This is a genomic window from Epilithonimonas zeae, from assembly GCF_023278365.1.
Taxonomy (GTDB): Bacteria; Bacteroidota; Bacteroidia; order Flavobacteriales; family Weeksellaceae; genus Epilithonimonas; species Epilithonimonas zeae_A.
Genome location: NZ_CP075338.1, coordinates 800,050 through 818,171, shown reverse-complemented (window position 1 = coordinate 818,171; position 18,122 = coordinate 800,050). Strand labels below are relative to the sequence as shown.

At 35.2% G+C, this 18,122-nt stretch carries 13 protein-coding genes; 2 read left to right on the top strand and 11 right to left on the bottom strand.

Annotated features, from left to right (window positions below):
- Window positions 1-337 precede the first annotated feature (337 nt).
- Window positions 338-3,031 carry a PD-(D/E)XK nuclease family protein gene (locus tag KI430_RS03435; protein WP_248876877.1) on the top strand — a complete coding sequence of 898 codons (2,694 nt, stop codon included), beginning with the start codon at window positions 338-340 and terminating at the stop codon, window positions 3,029-3,031.
- Between the two features lie 83 nt (window positions 3,032-3,114).
- Here the strand turns inward: KI430_RS03435 and KI430_RS03430 are convergent, their stop codons facing one another.
- From KI430_RS03430 to KI430_RS03420, 3 genes are all read right to left on the bottom strand, one after another.
- Window positions 3,115-3,765 carry a peptidoglycan recognition family protein gene (locus KI430_RS03430; RefSeq protein WP_248876876.1) on the bottom strand — a complete coding sequence of 217 codons (651 nt, stop codon included), beginning with the start codon at window positions 3,763-3,765 and terminating at the stop codon, window positions 3,115-3,117.
- A 145-nt stretch (window positions 3,766-3,910) separates the two neighbouring features.
- Window positions 3,911-4,483: a DUF1287 domain-containing protein gene (locus KI430_RS03425; protein WP_120213274.1), complete on the bottom strand. Its 573-nt coding sequence runs from the start codon at window positions 4,481-4,483 to the stop codon at window positions 3,911-3,913.
- Between the two features lie 128 nt (window positions 4,484-4,611).
- Window positions 4,612-5,793 (bottom strand): acyl-CoA dehydrogenase family protein, encoded by a 1,182-nt coding sequence (locus tag KI430_RS03420; protein WP_248878266.1) that lies wholly within the window; start codon window positions 5,791-5,793, stop codon window positions 4,612-4,614.
- 552 nt (window positions 5,794-6,345) lie between these two features.
- On the opposite strand from KI430_RS03420, the gene KI430_RS03415 reads away from it, so the two are divergent.
- A complete protein-coding gene (locus tag KI430_RS03415) occupies window positions 6,346-6,948 on the top strand; it encodes a hypothetical protein (protein ID WP_248876875.1) in 603 nt (200 codons plus the stop codon).
- Window positions 6,949-7,012: 64 nt separating this feature from the next.
- On the opposite strand, the gene KI430_RS03410 is transcribed toward KI430_RS03415, so the two are convergent.
- The 8 genes from KI430_RS03410 to KI430_RS03375 all read right to left on the bottom strand — a co-directional run bounded on the left by KI430_RS03410 (window position 7,013) and on the right by KI430_RS03375 (window position 18,096).
- Window positions 7,013-9,910 carry an AsmA-like C-terminal region-containing protein gene (locus KI430_RS03410; protein ID WP_248876874.1) on the bottom strand — a complete coding sequence of 966 codons (2,898 nt, stop codon included), beginning with the start codon at window positions 9,908-9,910 and terminating at the stop codon, window positions 7,013-7,015.
- A gap of 79 nt (window positions 9,911-9,989) precedes the next feature.
- The gene (locus KI430_RS03405) at window positions 9,990-10,373 is read right to left on the bottom strand and encodes a ribonuclease inhibitor (protein WP_248876873.1); all 384 of its coding nucleotides are present in this window, start codon (window positions 10,371-10,373) and stop codon (window positions 9,990-9,992) included.
- A gap of 4 nt (window positions 10,374-10,377) precedes the next feature.
- A complete protein-coding gene (locus KI430_RS03400) occupies window positions 10,378-11,100 on the bottom strand; it encodes a hypothetical protein (RefSeq protein ID WP_248876872.1) in 723 nt (240 codons plus the stop codon).
- Entirely contained in the window at window positions 11,097-11,900 is an 804-nt protein-coding gene (locus KI430_RS03395) for a DUF4097 family beta strand repeat-containing protein (protein ID WP_248876871.1), read from the bottom strand. Before KI430_RS03395 ends, KI430_RS03400 begins: the two co-directional genes overlap by 4 nt.
- Before the next feature lie 48 nt (window positions 11,901-11,948).
- Window positions 11,949-12,794: a HEAT repeat domain-containing protein gene (locus KI430_RS03390; protein ID WP_248876870.1), complete on the bottom strand. Its 846-nt coding sequence runs from the start codon at window positions 12,792-12,794 to the stop codon at window positions 11,949-11,951.
- Window positions 12,778-13,350, bottom strand: a complete 573-nt coding sequence (locus tag KI430_RS03385; protein ID WP_248876869.1) for an RNA polymerase sigma factor — start codon at window positions 13,348-13,350, stop codon at window positions 12,778-12,780. The genes KI430_RS03390 and KI430_RS03385 overlap by 17 nt, the downstream gene beginning before the upstream one ends.
- A gap of 88 nt (window positions 13,351-13,438) precedes the next feature.
- Window positions 13,439-14,272 carry a GLPGLI family protein gene (locus KI430_RS03380; RefSeq protein ID WP_248876868.1) on the bottom strand — a complete coding sequence of 278 codons (834 nt, stop codon included), beginning with the start codon at window positions 14,270-14,272 and terminating at the stop codon, window positions 13,439-13,441.
- A 134-nt stretch (window positions 14,273-14,406) separates the two neighbouring features.
- Window positions 14,407-18,096 (bottom strand): phosphoribosylformylglycinamidine synthase, encoded by a 3,690-nt coding sequence (locus KI430_RS03375; protein WP_248876867.1) that lies wholly within the window; start codon window positions 18,094-18,096, stop codon window positions 14,407-14,409.
- Window positions 18,097-18,122: the final 26 nt, after the last annotated feature.

The following is an 18,122-nucleotide window of genomic DNA, read 5'->3' as shown; positions in this document are numbered from 1 at the left end:
ATCTGTTGAACCATTCAACCATCGCAATAACAAAAAAGGATGCCGTTGCAATCGGGGCTAAGGCATTTGTCACCCAAATAAAGTTTTGAAATCAAAAAGAAATTAACAACAAATTTATCATTCTTTGATGAGCAAAGCGTCTTTGCGAACTTAAAAATATTTTTAAAATTTCAAAAAAATCTTTGCGGACTTTGCGTTTAAAATATACTTCAAGTCAACAAAAAAAGAATTAAATTGAGCCTTTAAGTTTTTAAAGGCTTTTTTATAAGATTTGTATGATTATTTTCAATCCATCATCAATTAGCTTTTATCAATTATAATTCATCAATTATATAAAATGCAGTTTCTTCAGAAGATTATTTCAGAATTATTAGAAAACCATCAGGACATTTCCGAGCTCGATATTGTTCTTCCCGGAAAAAGACCAATGGTTTTCATCAAAAGAATTCTGAAAGAAAAGCATTACCAAGGGCTATTACCCAACTTTGTCACTATAGACGAACTCATCGCAGAATTATCAGAAAATGTAGAAATCAAAGGCATTGCGCTTTGGCTATTCGCATTTCGTATTTATAATAAAATTGATGCTTCCGAAGATTTTTCAGGGTTTCTGAAATGGTTTCCGACTTTGCAGAAAGATTGGGATGATATGATGAAGTTTTCTGACGACGACCAGAAAATTCTGCTTTGGATGCTGGACGAAGAACGCATCAAAAACTGGGGAGAAAATCTCGGCGAAGATGACAATCCAAGAAAACGAAACCTTAATTTCTGGCGAAAAATGAACGAGTTTCTGCCACTTCTGAAATCAGAATTGAAAAAAGAAAATCTCGCTACTTCCGGAATGTTATATCAAGATGCTTTTTCCGGAATTGAAAATTTTGCCAAACAAACCAATCGGCAATTTCTTTTTTGTGGATTCAATGCGTTGTCAAGAGTGGAAGAGCAATTGATAAGACGGCTTTTGCAATGGAACAAAGCCGAAACTTATTTTCAAGCCGATCAATATTATATTGATGACGAAAGACAGGAATCCGGAAAGTTTTTGAGAGAAACTTTGAAGTGGAAAGAATTTAATGACAGTAGAAATTTCAAATGGATTGAAAATCAATTTTCACAACCAAAAAAAATCAAAACCTACGAAGTTTCGGGAAATATTGTCCAAGCCAAATTCCTTCCTGAAATCCTAAAAAAAATTCCAAAAAACGAATTATCAGAAACAGCTTTGGTCCTATTGGATGAAAATCTTTTGCCAGCCGTTTTAGACAGTTTAAATGCTATTGAAAGCGTGAATATTACGATGGGATTTCCGTTGAAGAATCTATCTTTCAGTAATGCTATGAAGAAACTGTTTTATCTTCAGAAACAGCAGGAAAAAAAATCATCTAGTTATTATTACGCCGATGTTTTACCAATCTTGGAAGAATTACCAAATGACGAAAAAGATTCTGAAATTATCCGAAATTTTATCTTCGCAATAGAAGAAAGAAACATCGTTTATATTTCTAAAACTTTGTTACAGGAATTACTTGGAAATCTCAGTTATTTTCAGCTTTTACAAAAACCGGAAAACTATCAAACGTTTTTAGATCTGTTGATTAAGTTCTGTTACGAGCTCAAATTCAAAGAATTGGATGATATTCAGTATGAGAATATTGCGTTGTTTGAGAATGTTTTCAAAATCATCAAAAATCAATTATTACCTTATCAGATTGATGTTAAAATAGAAACTTTGGAAGTTCTCATTAATCAATTGGTTAATTCAGAAAGTATTGATTTTGTGGGAGAACCGTTGGCTGGATTCCAGATTATGGGACTTTTGGAGACGCGTCTTTTGAACTTCAAGAATATAATATTGTTATCCGTCAACGAAGGAAAATTACCATTAGGAAATACACAAAATACCTACATTCCATTTGATGTTCGCAAGAATTTTGGTTTAAATACTTTTCTTGAAAATGACAGTATTTATGCTTATCACTTTTACCGATTGATTCAGAATTCGGAAAATGTGCATTTGCTTTATAATGCATTGAGTTCTGGTGTTAATACAGGCGAAAAAAGTCGTTTTATCACCCAATTGGAAATGGAAAGTCCGCACAATATCGAACATATTATTATCGAAAATTCCTCGGAACCAATTGCTCAGGAGCTGATGAAAATCGATAAAAACGACGAAGTAATGCGACTTCTGAACGAATGGAAAAACCGAGTTTCGCCTTCGCATCTTGTGACTTATCTTTATAATCCGATTGATTTCTATCTTAATAATCTTCTCAAAACCAGAGAAACCAACGAAATTGAAGAGGAATTATCCCAAAGAAATTATGGAAACCTAGTTCATTATGCTTTGCAATTTTTGCACGAACCAATAAAGAATAAATTATTATTAGTTAATGATTTAGAAAGTTTACTTCAACAAACAGATTCAGCGATTGACTTTGCGATTGAGAAGCTGAAACACCAGCCGGAATTCTATAATCGCGGAATGAATTATATCCACAAAGAAATTGCTAAAAGGGTAGTGCGCAATATTGTAGAATATGATTTGGAGTTGGTGAAAAATGGTTCTGCTTTGGAGATTCTGGATTTGGAGAAAGAAATCAACTGTGATTTTTACCTTGATGAAATTAGAACTGACAAGATCAGTTTTTATGGGTTTATCGACAGAATCGATAGATTGGACGGAATTACAAGAGTGATTGATTATAAAACGGCAAAACCGAAAAATTTAACAATTAATCTTGGTAAAAACAAAGAAGAAAAACTGCCGGAATTATTTTTCCGAGACGATTACAAGCAGGCTTTGCAGCTTTCGATTTATAAATATTGTATCAAAAATGTTTTGAACATCAATCCTGATAATATCGAAACGGCAATCTGGTCTTTTGCAGAAGTCAATAATGGTCCACAAAAACTTAACTTTATTGACATCGAAGATTCTGAAGTGGAAGATTCTATCAGAAACCTAATTTTTGAAATTCTGAATCCTGAAATTCCATTTGAGGAAAAAGAGAAGGTGAGTTGGTAGTTAAATAATTTCTCGCAGATTCTATTGATTTAGCGGATAAAATGAATCTGCTAAATTTGCTTAATCAGCGAGACTAAAATTAATTAAGGTTGGCTTTTCAGTTTCAAATCAGTTACTTTTGCTCTTACTTTTTTCATAAAATCAGAACCCGGGTCTTCTTTCCCTGTAAAATATTTAGAATCCGTTTCTTTCCAAAGTTTAGAATTCCTAAAAACACCATATTCCGAATGCCCGATGAGATATTCAATCGGATATTTTTTTGCAAGATATTTGACTAATTCTGTATTGGCTTCAACTTGCTTATCGGTCAAAGGTTGAGATTTACTTCCGATATTTTCTATACCGATGGCGCAATAATTCAATCCAATCGTATGTCTTGCAAACAATTCCGGGTCAACCAATTGATAAACCGTTCCGTCTCTGTCAACCAGAAAATGAGCAGAAACATTGAGAGAACTTTGTTTCTTAAGCGTTGCTCGTTGATTCTCTAGATATAAATTGCTGAAGTATCTGAAATTCGACTCAATCGTTCCACCAGCCGTGTAATGCAGAACAATGATTTTCGGTATGATATTCGGGGTTTTCTGGATTAAATTGTGATGGTCTTTCATATAATCCAGACTCAGCTTCATTCTTTCTTTGGAATAATCAATCGGTTTCTGAATGATTTTAAGGTTTTGAGCTTGAAATATTAGACAAAAAACTAGAAATAAAAATTGGGAAATCCTTTTCATTATAAATATTTATAAACCACAAAAGTCACAAAAGTTTTTTAGATTAACAAAAAGATAAAATAAGTAGCGGTTATAAACTCTTTTTTGTTCTTTTTTAATATCCATAATAGTAATGTCTTTTGTGACTTTTGTGGTTCAATATCTTCTACTTAGAATATTGATAATGCCCCGTAATCGTCCAATCAAAAAGACAATCCTGTAAAACCTGCCCAGCTCCGATATTATGAGAAATTAAATATCGTTTGCCATCGGCTGATTTTTTATTGACAACAATTCCGATATGTGTCAGATTTTTAGGTAAATCCCAGGTTACAATATCGCCCGGAACATAATCTTTTGCATCATTTGTAATAGGCTTTACTTTCCCAAATCTCGAAAAGAAAACCATCAGATTCGGAACACGCCTGTGATCGATATTGGTATCAGGTCTTTTCAATCCCCATTTCTTTGGATATTTGGAGAAATTCTTTGCCATATCTTCGTGAACTTCCTTCTGCAAATCGATTCCCAATTCTCTGTAAGCTCTGATGACAACATCTGTACAAACACCTTTCCCTGCAGGAACATCGCCATTCGGGTATTTAATATTAAAATAAGTAGGGTCATAAACGACTTTGTCTTTAGTCAGATTAATAGCAGCATTGGAGAGTTTGGTTTGAAAATTTTGTCCAAAAATAGTGATGGAAACGAAGAATAGAATGACGAAGTATTTTTTCATATTAAGTTTTTTTAAATCACAAATACAAACAATAAATCTTTTGTGGCTTTTGTAGTTTACATCTGAACGAAAAAACCTGCGAAAATATTCCGCAGGTTTTGTTAAAAATATATAAGATTGATTTGGTCTTATCCAAAGGCATTGATGCCGGTAATATCCATCCCTGTAATCAAAAGATGAATGTCGTGCGTTCCTTCGTAAGTAATAACCGATTCCAGGTTCGCAGCGTGGCGCATAATCGGGAATTCTCCCATTATTCCCATTCCGCCCAACATTTGACGGGATTCTCTGGCAATATCAATCGCCATTTTTACATTATTTCTTTTCGCCATAGAGATTTGTGCTGGCGATGCTTTATGCGCATTTTTTAGATTTCCTAACTGTAGGCAAAGCAATTGCGCTTTGGTAATTTCAGTTAAAAATTCCGCTAATTTCTTTTGCTGAAGCTGGAAAGAAGCAATCGGTTTCCCGAATTGTTTTCTCTCCTTCGTATATTGAACAGCGGTACAATAACAGTCAATCGCAGCACCAATGACACCCCAAGAAATGCCGTATCTCGCTGAGTTAAGACAAGATAAAGGTCCTTTCAAACCTTCAATATTAGGAAGTAGATTTTCCTTAGGAACTCTCACATTATTGAAAACCAGTTCTCCGGTTTTTGATGCTCTAAGACTCCATTTGTTATGAGTAGTTGGTGTAGTAAAGCCCTCCATTCCTCTTTCAAGAATCATTCCTCTTACTTTTCCGTCTTCGCCTTTTGCCCACACTACAGCGATGTCTGCAACAGGAGAGTTGGTAATCCACATCTTGGCACCATTTAAAAGGTAGTGGTCGCCTTGGTCTGTGAATTTGGATTCCATAGAAGAAGGGTCGGAGCCGTGGTTAGGCTCTGTCAAACCAAAACATCCAATCAAATCACCGGAAGCCAACTTCGGGAGGTATTTTCTTTTTTGCTTCTCTGAACCGTATTCGAAAATAGGAAACATTACTAAAGAAGACTGAACAGAAGCCGCAGAACGAACCGCCGAATCACCTCTTTCCAATTCCTGCATTATGAGTCCATAAGAGATTTGGTCAAGTCCCGGACCGCCATATTCTTCCGGAATGTATGGACCAAGCGCACCGATATTTCCCAATTCTTTCATCAATCCGGGGATATCCGTATGATTTTGTGCCGCTTCATCTATCTGTGGCATTACAAAACTCTCCACCCAGCTTCTTACAGAATCGCGGATAAGCTTGTGTTCTTCGGTCAAAAGAGCGTCTATTGAATAGTAATCTGGTATGCTTGTTAACGGGTAATATGACATTATTTTTGTTTTGCCTAAAAATAAAGCTTTTCCTGAATTACCAAAAAATTTTGTTAACAAATAATTCATTTTTTGATTACTTGCATTTTCAAATTAGAAAATTCAAGGAAAATCTCTGCAATGCTCATCAATACTCATCATTTTGATAAAGTCAATATTCTGTAGGGGGTGGTTCAGGAGGGGGGTACCCCTGGTTCCGAACCACCCTTTGCCCGGTTGTGAAATGGTTGCAACCGGTCTCGAAGTACCTGAGACTGGTTGTACAACTGGTCACACCCACTTACCTAACCACCTTTGGGTGGTTCTCAACCGCCCGAGACTACTTGGGTAACCGCCTGCAACCAGTTATTGAAGTGGCTACAGGTGGTTCTGAACCAGTTGCGACCACTTGAGTAACCTGCTTTTGCCGCTTCGGAAGCGGTTGAGGGTGGTTTTATAATGAAATGAGTTTTATTTTTTTAGATTGATGTTGAAAATATTATTATTTTTATTAGTAAAGTGATTTTATAGATTCAACTTAAACTACTTATTAATGACAATAACATTATGCAAATGAAAATATTAAAATGGCTCATATTTTTTATAATCCTATTTATTATAGGTTTTGGTTTATATTTTCACTTCAACACTTACTCAAAATTGATACCTGCGAAAATTGATTCCAATATTAAAAACGAAAAAATATTTCGAGTAATGGATTTGCAAAAAGAAATTATAAATGGAACAGAGATTTATGACTCAATATCAAGGAAGAAGAGTTCCACAGTATTATTTTATGCAGGTAAGAAGCCTAAAACTGCAGAAGAATTAAAACTTGCCGGGTTTAATAATTGCAGAGCTGTAAAAAGGGATGGGAAAATAAAAGTCAGTATAGGATATAGTTCAGGATTTAGTGGTGGAGGATATGAAATTGATTATTTATATGGAAGATTTAACCTAGAGCCATATTCATTTACTGATGTGGTGCCTGATAACAATAGACAACCGCAATACAGAATTTTAAAACAAGATTTAACTTTTGATAAAAGATTTTATAATGTCGGAGATAGTATCTATGGAAAAATCGATTTTGTAATAGAGAACAATGATTTTGCACCAAAAAAAATACTTGTTTATGGGAATGGTTATTTTAGAACAAAAGTTGAAAAAGAATAGTTATTAAATAGATAATTATATTTTTATTTAAAACAAAAGCTCCAAATCAATTGGAGCTTTCCTTTTATTTCTTCTTCAAATCTTTGTCAATCTGCTTTTCTGCGTTTTCGGCTTTCTTTTCCTGAGCGTGTTTTTCTTTTCGTTGTTGTGCTCGGGATTTTTTCTCGGCTCGTTTTTCTTCACGGATAACCTTGTTAGATTTGGTATTATATAAAGCTTCTACAATCCCTTGTCCGGTTTTGCTGAAGATTTTGATTTTCGGTTTCTCGTGTGTTCCGGTTACAACAATCGGGAAACCAATCCATCCGCCTGGCGGTAAACCAACTCTAACTCTGAAATCCAATAGACCATTGAAACTTGTAGTTCCGCTAATCGTCGGTCTCAGAACAGAAACTTTAAAGGTAAACGGCTCCACGTGAATCAGATTATTGTTGATGCTCGTCTTGATATCCACACCTTTCATATCAGGATTATCAAAAGCATTGGCGCCAATATTGTCTCCGACTACCGAAAGCATTTTTAGGTTTTTGACTTCTACATCTTTTAAGTTGACATTTCCACCACCTTCCAATGATGGATAGATAGGTTTCATATTGCCATCAAAATCGCCTTTCAGTTTGTAATCCAGAGATACAATTCCTTTCACATCTTTCGCAGCAGTCGCCATTTCACGCACCATATCAATTTCTTTGTAAGCCCTTTGAACATCAAAATTATCGACTTTCAAGGCTACGTCATAATTGGCAGTAATGGGAGATTCATTCTGGTATCTTGCATCGATTCCCATTCGGCTTCCGATGATATCAAATGTTGTATTTTTAAGATAAATTTCGCCTTTCGTTACCGAAGCCAAGCCTGCAAGGTTGTTCAATCCAAGTCCTTTGAACTCAACTTTTTTGGCATTAGCTTCCAAAGAAACGTCTAGATTGGTCGGGACAATTACAACACCACTACTTTTTGGGTGCTCTTCCTTCGCATAGGTTACTGCAAGGGATTTGTCTGTATTATCACCTTCTTTCAGCGCCATAAATTCATCCACCAAAATATAATTGGATTTAAGATGGAATCTACCGTGTAAGGTTCCTTTTCTTTCAATGAAATAATTGATGGTATTCAATAAATATCCATTGAGCGAATAGTCGGATTTTCCGTAGTTACCATAGAATTTTCTGAACCACATTTTCTCATTCTCAAATTCGAAATTACCTTCTTTGATATAGAATGATTTCGGAAGATATTCGGTTGTAGCTTTTATATTTTTTAAGATGAGATTTCCTCTGTTATCAAGCTTGCTGTATTGTCCGGTTGTCGCATAACTTTGTCGTCCGTTGAGTGATAAATCTGCCATAATCAATCCGCTGATGTCCAAACCTTCTTTTTTGAAAACTTTGTAGATTCTGCCAACATTCAATGTTCCTTTTGCTCTGACTTTGTATAATAAATCTTCGAAATCCTGCAAATTTGCATTCACGAAAACCGGATTGCCTTCAAAATCAAATTTAAAAGGGTCGAGCTTCACACCCAGACTTTTGAAAGTTCCGTCGGTGTTATGGATATTCGCTAAAATATTGATGTTCTGAATTGGATTTGGATAATATTTCGTTTTCAGCCAGCCATTTTTCAGGTTAAAATAACCTTTCGTTTTTGGAAATAATTTTTTATCCAAACTGAAAATTCCATTCGACTGAATATCCGTATTCATAAGACCTTTCAGTTCAATATCTTTCAATCCCAAAGCTGCATCCAGAGTTGCCAAATCAACCGCACCTTTGATGTTGGCATTAACTTTCATTTCGTTCAATCCCTGCGTTTTCACGACTGCCCGGAAGCTGTTGTTTTTGCCTAAATCAAAACTCAAAGTTCTCAAATCGAGTAGTAGTTTTTCGGTATCCAACGAAGGTAAATCGACATTCAAATCCATATTAAGATTATTCATCGGAACCGGTGCGTTGCTATTGGAAACGAAACCATTATTGACTTTCAAACTTGCCTTCAAATCTGGCTTCAAATTTTTTGGCTCACTGAATCGACCTTTCAAACTGAAAAACAAATCGCTGTTTCCCTCAATTTTTGTGTCTTTTGCCCAATCCAGATATTGAGGAGGCAAAACCGAAATCATATCCCGAATCGTCGTTTTCTCAGAAGCCGCATTTATATTAAGATTATATCCATCCTTCAAAATACTCACAAAACCTGTGAATTTTAAAGGAAGTTCATTGATTCTGAGCTCATTTTTTCTCAATACAAAAGTTAACGCATTGGTGTTGATTCTCGTAATCAAATCTGCGTGCAATGTTTTCTGCTGTGCATACCAGATTCTGTTCAGAGCAAAATCAACTTTATCAATATCCAAATCGGTTTCCAAATCAAAAATATCTTCGCTCAATCCACCTTTTCCTGTATAATTAAGTCCTTTAGCGTTGACCAAAACGTTGGCTGCGTGGTCATTATATTTGATATTCCAGTTTTTCAGTTTGATTAAATCTAATTTGACAGAAGCTCCGGCTCCGGTTGTATCTCTTGGTTTCTCAGATGGTTTGGAAATGTAAACGTTATAGTTGGCTTCACCTTTAGAATTGACAAAAACATTGGCTGTTGCATCATTGACGTAGATTTCATCGATTTTAACTTCTCTATCAAAAATCAGATTCTTCAGATTGATTCCTACAGAAACATCTTTTGCTGCTAGCAATGTATCTTGCTCAAATGGTTTCGAGCCTTTCAGGATAAAATCGTCTACGGAAACCGTGAGAGAAGGGAAGTGACGGAAAAAAGTAAGATGCGTTTTCTTATAATCCAATTCTCCGGCTAGATGCTTGTTCGCAAAAATCTTAACCTGTTGGGAAATAGTTCCCGGAAATAAAATCGGGATGATGAACATTAAAAATAGGATAGAAGCGATGGTAATTCCCAACCATTTTAATATTTTAAGCAATATCGTTTTTACATTAACCGCACTCATAAACTTGAATTTTTCGGAATAATTCAAAGATTGTGCTAAATGAAAATAGTTACTAATTTGATAGTTATTTTGCTGTCTTTTATGCTAATGTCAGATTGATGTTTTGATGCGACCTAATAATTTCAATTAAAATTTCGAATAAAGTTTGCCCTTTTCCATCGATCAATTCATCCAGTTTTTGCTGAATTAATTCTACGTTGAAAGGTTTTCCGATTTGAATTTTATTTTCGTAGAATTCTTTGGTTGAATCAAAGCCTAAATCTTCTCTCGACTTTTGGGAATTTTTCCAGATAATTTCGCCGCGAAATCCATATAAAACATCATCAAAACCGTCCAATGTCCCGACTTTCCAATCTTCATCTTTCATAAAAAGCTGGGAAACTTCCTCGTAGAAACCTTCCATATTCGAAAAATGACTGCCATTGATGACAGTCATTTTTTTATTATTGATTTCGTTTTTCATTTAATTATTTCCTTAGATAGATATTTCCGTATTTGGATTCAAGACTGTATTGTGGTCCGTTTCCCAACGTTGTACTCACTAAGGTATGAAAATCATCCGAATCTTTTCCGCCAAATTTAGCATCCAAATTAGAATAGATTTGCCCAAAATATGTTTCTGCCGAAAGCTTTCCTGTATTTCTTTCTGCAATCGTAGCATCAATACCGCCATAAGGCGCATTAACATTGATTTCTCCACCGAAGTTTTTAACTTCTACCAAACCGTATTTTGCTTCTATCTGGGTTTTGAGAGATTTCGGAACTTTGATTTCCAATTCAATATTGATATCAACTCCTTTGGACATCGTGTTGAAAGTTACTCCGTTGGCTTTAGAATATTGTTGATAATCTTCTTTGGATTTAAAAGTTAATTTCTCATTTCCCTTGTGAACTGTTATCCGATGCGGTATTTTATCCATTTCAGAAACGTTTCCTTCGATAACAAGAGCATTTCCTTCCTTCGATTCTTTGATTTGAAAAGCATCATTGTTTTCATTATCATTGATATTGACAGTTCCCAAAATCTGAATTTCATCTTTGTCCCAAGTGCTGATTTTAATCAATTGAGGATAATCGAATTTCAAGGAGATATTTTGATTTTTAGTCGTAGCAAAACTTCTGTTAATCGTTGTTTGTGCAGTAATGATTCCGAAAACGTAAACCATTACAAAAATGATTAGCCTTTTCATTTCGCTCTCAAATAAATTTTACTGTAATCTGAACGAACTTCTATATCGGTTCCACCGCCATTCACTTTCCCGATAAGATCATTGCCATACTTAATCAAGTCGTCCTCTGTTTTCTTCTCTTGCTCAATTTTAAAATCTGGGGAAATGTAGATTTCGCCATAAGAAGTTGTTGCTTTTAGGTTGGCTTTTACAGATTTTGGAAGGCTGACATCTGTATGCCCGTGAACCGAAATAATGGATAAAGGACCTTTTACATTTTGGCTGAAAACCGCTTCCACATTTCCATAGATAGATTTCACCGTTGCAGGCCCTGTAATATTTTCTAACTGGATATTATTGTAAGTAGACGCGATTTCAATCTCATTTTGCATATTTCTAAAAACAATATTTTCTCCATATTGAGATTGATGTTTAAACGAAACAATCACATTCTCCGGAACTAATATTTTAATCGATGGCGACGAAATCTTTTTCAAGGGATTTACTTCCAAAATGCCGTCTTTTTCAGAAACATTGATTCCTAGTCCGGTGTTGTCTGTAAGTCCTAAAGCATTCACTACCTGCAGGCCTTCTGCACGTTTGTCTTCTATGGGCATTTTACCTTCCAAAGAGAAAATGATTTCATTGCCTTTGTAACCTTCAACTGTTACTTTTCCCAGATTAATGAGTAGTTTTCCTTTATTTTTATTGACTTTATATGTCTTCGAATTTTCTTTTGTTGTATTTGCTTGGTTTGTATTTTCCTGCGCTTGGAAGGAAATTGTCATCAAAGCAAATATGATTAAATATATCTTTTTCATAATGTTTAATTTGTTAATAATTTATTGGGTTTATTTATTTAAAAGCTTTTAAAATTTCATTATTACAGAATAGGCTTCGTCTTTCACAAAATCTACTGTTGTTGGATCTTTAACGAGTGCTAAAAGTTTTGTATGAACTTCAGAATCCAACTCTGATGGCTGTTTTTCAGCCAAAAAAGAAATCAATTCTTTCTGAACCATCGGGTCATTTTGTTGAACAAAAATTTGTTGAATTTTATCTTTTATGACAGGATTTTTTTGTTGTGCTTCCAAAGCCGAAACTGCTGCCAATCTTACATTCGTATTTTCGTCTGAGATCGCTTTTTCGGAAAGCAAATCGATTAATTTTGCATCATAATCTGGTAAATTTTTTATCAAAGCAATCCCTTGCAATCTGGAACTGGCAGAAAATTGATTATCCATCAGTTCTATTGCGTTTGTTTTATCAAAATAATTTTTATCTTCAATACGATGATCCGAAACAAAGTCTTGGTTTTTTATCGATTTTTTTGGATAATTAGATTTGTTATTTGCAAGAACTTTTGTAGTGTTTTGTTTTAATTCCGTCTGTTTTTTTGATATTTCTGATTTGTTTTCAGGAATTGAAATATTATCTAGAATGTCATCTTCTTTTTCAGGAGTTTGTTTTATTGCAAGAGCAGTTTTATCGATTTCTTTTTCTTGCCAGAAGTTAAAGATTCCTAAGCTTAATATGATTGTAACAGAAGCTGCAATAGCCCAATTTTTCAAAGAAAATATCTTACCTGTTTTTGCAACAGATGGAGTGGGACTATCCAATTTGGACATTATTTTATCAAACATTTGATCAGGAACTTCGAGAGTGTCGAATTCATCTCGATGGTCATTAATATATTTTTTAAGCGAATCTTTCATTGTAGTGTTTTGGATTTAATTTCTCAAAAATTTTCTTTTTGGCACGATGGTAATAACTTCTTACTGTTCCGTGCGGAATATTTAAAACTTTTGCTATTTCTTCCTGTGGCATTTCCTCGAACAGATAAAGGTTAATAATTGTTCTGGTCTGCAAAGGAAATCCTGCAATAATATTTTGAAGCTCTTTTACACGAGATTCCATAGCCAACTTGGCTTCCAACTCGTCATCTTCTATGTCCAATATTTTATCATCTTCAATTTCAGTAAAATAGATTTTGTTTTTCCGAAGATAATTGAGCGATTGATTGATGGCGATTCGCTTAATCCAACCTCCGAAACTTTCTACATTTTTCAGAGATTTGATTTCAGAAAATGCTTTCAAAAAAACCTCCTGAAGAATATCTTCCGCATCTTCTCTGTCATTGACGATACGATAAATGGAATTGAAAACAGCCTTAGAATAACGATGATAGAGTAGAGAATACCCCGAATTGTCTCCGGAACTGCATCGCTCCAACAATTCTTTGTCACTGATATTTTCTGTTTTTGTCTTCAAAAGGTTATTCGTTTTTTTATGGTTCTATATAATAGACGCAAACCAATTCCAAATGTTGCAGTTTTTTATATTTTTTCTGATTTTTTAATTAATGTTCACACGATTTGGTTTCAATAGGAATTTTAAAAATATCGATTTTTTCTTTTTCGGTCTTGTTGTAAATCTCTTTAGCTTCTTTACTGTCTACACTTAAGCCGTTATAAACATAAGTAAAAGTGTTATTCGGAGAATTGAGATTAGCAAAAATCATCGATGGGTCTTCGCGATATTTCTTCCAAAATACGTCCCATTTTTTAGGCGTGAGGTTGACTTTGGAATCGTAAGCATTGCGTCCTTCAATATTATATTGTTCTTTGGTAAGTCCTTTGATTTCGAAAATAAAATTCTCTTCCGAATCAGATATTTTCAGGATCAGTCCGGGCAATCCGTAAAATTTATAAGGTCCGTCACTGATAGGTATCTCATTGGTAAACCAGGCAAACCATTTTCTTCCCCCAAAATCAGCCTCAGCTTTTTGTACATTATAATTAAGCACCTTGCTTTTTTCCTGAAGGATTTTCCAGGTGGGTTTACAACGATAGGTTGTCAAATAAACTTTATCGAAAAAGTTTTCTTCAGTAATTGTTGTTTGAGATTTTAAATCTTTAAAAATTAAAGTCTGTAGTTTCCATTGCTGTTTGGGTGCCGGAAAACTTCTGCTTCCCTGCTTTACCAGTTTTGTTTTTATTGAATCATACTTAAATTTTGCCAATGATTCGAAATAAGATTTCTCATCATTTTTTAAAAGAACGGTTAACTCAGAGTTATAATCTTTTGAATGTTCTTCGGTTTTCCATTTAAAATCGTAGATTATTTTATAAGATTGTGAAAATATTGCAATAGAACTGAATGCAAATAAGCTTAATAATAATTTAAGTTTCATATAATAGTTTGTGATGGTCTTGCTATCATTAAGATGCGGGAATTGAAAAAATGTTGCAATTTGTCAAAAAAAATGACTGCCAATAATGACAGTCATTTTCCTTTTATTGTTATTTGAGTAACTAAACTTAAAGCTTACTTAAAATACTCCACTCCATTTTTGAAGATATTATGATAATTCGCAGTCGGAATATTTTTCATTAAACCTTCTGCAAAACGTTCAGGGTGTCCCATTCTACCGAATATTTTTCCATCCGGACTCGTAATTCCTTCAATTCCGAACAATGAGTTATTTGGATTGAACGGCATTCCGTGAGCGATATTTCCTTCTAAATCTAAATATTGGGTTGCAATCTGTCCGTTTTCATACAGCTTTTGAATTTCCGCTTCCGAAGCCATAAAACGACCTTCCCCGTGAGAAATCGGAATCGTGAACACCTGATCTTTCATTCCTTTTAACCAAGGCGATTCGTCATTCACAACTCTTACGTTTACCATCTGAGAAATGTGTCTTCTGATGGCGTTGTGAGCCAAAGTCGGAGAATTTTCATCCAGATCTTTGATTCTTCCGTAAGGTAACAATCCTGATTTCACCAATGCCTGGAAACCGTTACAGATCCCGATGATCATTCCGTCTCTATCTAGTAATTCGTGAACTGCATTTCTCATTTTTTCGTTTTTCAAAACGTTAACGATGAATTTTGCAGAACCATCCGGCTCGTCACCTGCTGAAAAACCTCCTGAGAAAGCCAAAATCTGAGAAGTTTTAATTTCTTCTACCCAAGCATCAATACTTTCATCCAATAACTGGTGATTGATATTGATTAAAGGCAGGCTGCTTGTAACAGCTCCTTCTTTTGCGAAAGCGTTCAGTGTATCATATTCACAGTTTGTTCCCGGGAAAACCGGTGCAAATACTTTCGGCTGAGCGATTCCGTGTTTTTTGATGATAATATTTCTTGGGTTGATCGAGTTTAATTTTTCATCAATTACAACCGTGATTTTTTCTTTTTCAATCGTTGGGAAAAGATTCTCAAATGTATTTGTGTTTGCAGCCAAAAGTTTGTTAATGGTTGTTGGTTGATTGTTGATCGTTAAAACTTCGTCTGCAACAACTTTTCCTATTAATTGAAGATTTACAGAGCTCAATTCTTCCTTAGATTCGATGATTAAGCTTCCGATATTTTTCGCTAATAAAGAATTTTCAGCAACTTTAATTTCAGCACCTAATCTGTTTCCAAAGCTCATTTTTGCTAAAGCAACAGCAACTCCTCCTTCTTTCACCGTTTTTACTGAAACGATTTTTCCAGCTTTTATGTTTTCAAAAATAAATTCATAAACAGTTTTTAAAACATCATAGTTCGGAAGTCCATTTTCCTGAGCGATATGATTGAAGAAATACACTTTATTTCCTGCCTTCTTAAATTCAGGAGAGATAATGTTTTTCTTTTCTCCGTTCGCACAAGCGAAAGAAATCAACGTTGGCGGAACATTCAGATCCTGATACGTTCCACTCATTGAATCTTTACCTCCAATCGCTGCTAAACCAAAATTAATTTGAGCATCATAGGCTCCTAGCAAAGAAGCTAAAGGTTTACCCCACTTTTCAGGGTTCTGACCTAATTTCTCAAAATATTCCTGGAAACTGAATCTGATATTTTTATAATCGCCACCCATCGCAACGATTTTTGCAACACTTTCAACGACAGCATAAGAAGCTCCCAACAAAGAGTTCTGTTTAGAAATTTCAGCATCAAAGCCCCAACTTGCCAAAGAAACTGTTTCGATATCTTTTGCTCCGATGATCGGTAATGTCTGAACACTTCCTTCCATCAAAGTCTGCTGGTATTTTCCACCTAAAGGCATCGCAACCGTAGTCGCACCGATAGAAGAATCGAACATTTCCAGCAATCCTTTTTGAGAAGCAACATTTTTATCTCCTAAAATTTTCAAAAAGTTTTCCTCATTGAATGACGGAGTTTCTTCTTTTACTTCATTCAGGTGCGTAATTTTAACTTCCTGACTTTTTGAACAACCGTTCGTATCTAAGAATTCTCTTGAAAGGTCAACAATTTTATCGCCTTTCCAGAACATCTGCATTCTTCCAGAATCTGTCACTTTTGCCACTTCAACAGCTACAATATTTTCAGCTTCACAGAACTTGATGAATTTTTCTTTATCTTTTGGTTCAACCACAACTGCCATTCTTTCCTGAGATTCGGAAATAGCCAGTTCCGTTCCGTTCAAACCTTCATATTTTAAAGGTAAAACATCCAGATTAACTTCCAAAGAATCAGCAATTTCACCAATCGCTACAGAAACACCACCAGCTCCGAAGTCATTCGATTTTTTAATCAGTCTCGTTACTTCAGGATTTCTGAATAATCTCTGGATTTTACGTTCTTCAACCGCATTTCCTTTCTGAACTTCAGAACTCATCGTATGGATAGAAGTTTCGTCCTGCTCTTTTGAACTTCCGCTTGCTCCTCCAACACCGTCACGACCGGTTGCTCCTCCTAAAATGATGATAGAATCACCATTTGCAGGCTTTTCACGTCTTACCCAATCCACAGGAACCGCTCCGGCAACGAAACCAACTTCCATTCTTTTTGCTTTGTAGCCTTCATCATAGATTTCAGAAACCATTGTAGTCGCCAAACCGATTTGGTTACCATAAGAAGAATATCCGTTTGCAGCCTGTTTTGTAATTGTTTTTTGGGGTAATTTCCCCGGTAAAGTTTGGTCAACAGGCTCCAGAACATCCGCAGCACCCGTTAATCTCATCGCCTGGAAAACGAAAGAACGTCCGGACAAAGGATCTCTGATTGCACCACCCAAACACGTTGAAGCCCCACCAAAAGGCTCAATTTCCGTCGGGTGATTATGTGTTTCATTTTTGAATAACAAATACCAAGGTTCTTTTTTACCGTCGTATTCAGCTTCGATTTGGATTGTACAGGCGTTGATTTCGTCAGAAACCACCAAGTTCTCCAAATTGCCTGTTTTATGGAAATATCTTCCGCAAACTGTCGCCAGATCCATTAAAGAGATTGGTTTCAATTCGCGTCCTAAGAATTTTCTTTTTTCGATATAATCATTGAAAATCGTTTCCAATGTATGTTTGAACTGTCCTTCAAATTCAATATTTGATAATTCCGTTTCAAAAGTCGTGTGACGACAGTGGTCACTCCAATACGTGTCTAAAACTTTTAGTTCCGTTTCCGTAGGATTTCTTTGTTCCGATTTAAAATATTCCTGAATGAATTTCAAATCATCCAAACCTAACGCAAAACCGTGCTTATTAAAGAATTCTTCAAGCTGAGCATCATCAAAATTGATGAAGTTTTCGTGAACAATAACTTTTGATGGCGTTTCTTCCGCAGGAATGTCTAAAATTGACAAATCTTTTTCCTGAGATTCCACTTTATTAATAAGCAGATCTTTGATTTTCACCAAATCAGATTCAGAAGCCCCTTCAAATTCGATTAATTTACCGCTTCTTACCTTAGACTTCTCATTTCCAGTCAGTAAAGCGATACACTGTTGAGCAGAATCTGCACGCTGATCGTATTGACCTGGCAAAAATTCTAAGGCGAAATGAATTCCCTGTGCAGGATTTTCCTCGATTAGAATATCAGTAACCGGATCCACGAAAGTACTGTTGACCACTTTTTCAAATTCACCATCGTTTAATCCAAAAATATCGTAAACGTTGTATACTTTTACGCTTTGGATCGACGGAACCACCGCTTTTACTTCATCAAAAATTTTTGGGCTTTCAACATCGAAAATTCCTCTTTTTTCTACGAAAATTCTTTTGTTCATTTTTTTATTAGATTCAGGAACCGAAG

Coding starts and splice junctions, on each gene's coding strand:
- KI430_RS03420 (WP_248878266.1), bottom strand. CDS start 5,793: ATGTCATATTACCCGTTAACAAGCATACCAGATTACTATTCAATAGAC.
- KI430_RS03415 (WP_248876875.1), top strand. CDS start 6,346: ATGAAAATATTAAAATGGCTCATATTTTTTATAATCCTATTTATTATA.
- KI430_RS03410 (WP_248876874.1), bottom strand. CDS start 9,910: ATGAGTGCGGTTAATGTAAAAACGATATTGCTTAAAATATTAAAATGG.
- KI430_RS03425 (WP_120213274.1), bottom strand. CDS start 4,483: ATGAAAAAATACTTCGTCATTCTATTCTTCGTTTCCATCACTATTTTT.
- KI430_RS03390 (WP_248876870.1), bottom strand. CDS start 12,794: ATGAAAGATTCGCTTAAAAAATATATTAATGACCATCGAGATGAATTC.
- KI430_RS03435 (WP_248876877.1), top strand. CDS start 338: ATGCAGTTTCTTCAGAAGATTATTTCAGAATTATTAGAAAACCATCAG.
- KI430_RS03375 (WP_248876867.1), bottom strand. CDS start 18,096: ATGAACAAAAGAATTTTCGTAGAAAAAAGAGGAATTTTCGATGTTGAA.
- KI430_RS03400 (WP_248876872.1), bottom strand. CDS start 11,100: ATGAAAAGGCTAATCATTTTTGTAATGGTTTACGTTTTCGGAATCATT.
- KI430_RS03430 (WP_248876876.1), bottom strand. CDS start 3,765: ATGAAAAGGATTTCCCAATTTTTATTTCTAGTTTTTTGTCTAATATTT.
- KI430_RS03405 (WP_248876873.1), bottom strand. CDS start 10,373: ATGAAAAACGAAATCAATAATAAAAAAATGACTGTCATCAATGGCAGT.
- KI430_RS03380 (WP_248876868.1), bottom strand. CDS start 14,272: ATGAAACTTAAATTATTATTAAGCTTATTTGCATTCAGTTCTATTGCA.
- KI430_RS03395 (WP_248876871.1), bottom strand. CDS start 11,900: ATGAAAAAGATATATTTAATCATATTTGCTTTGATGACAATTTCCTTC.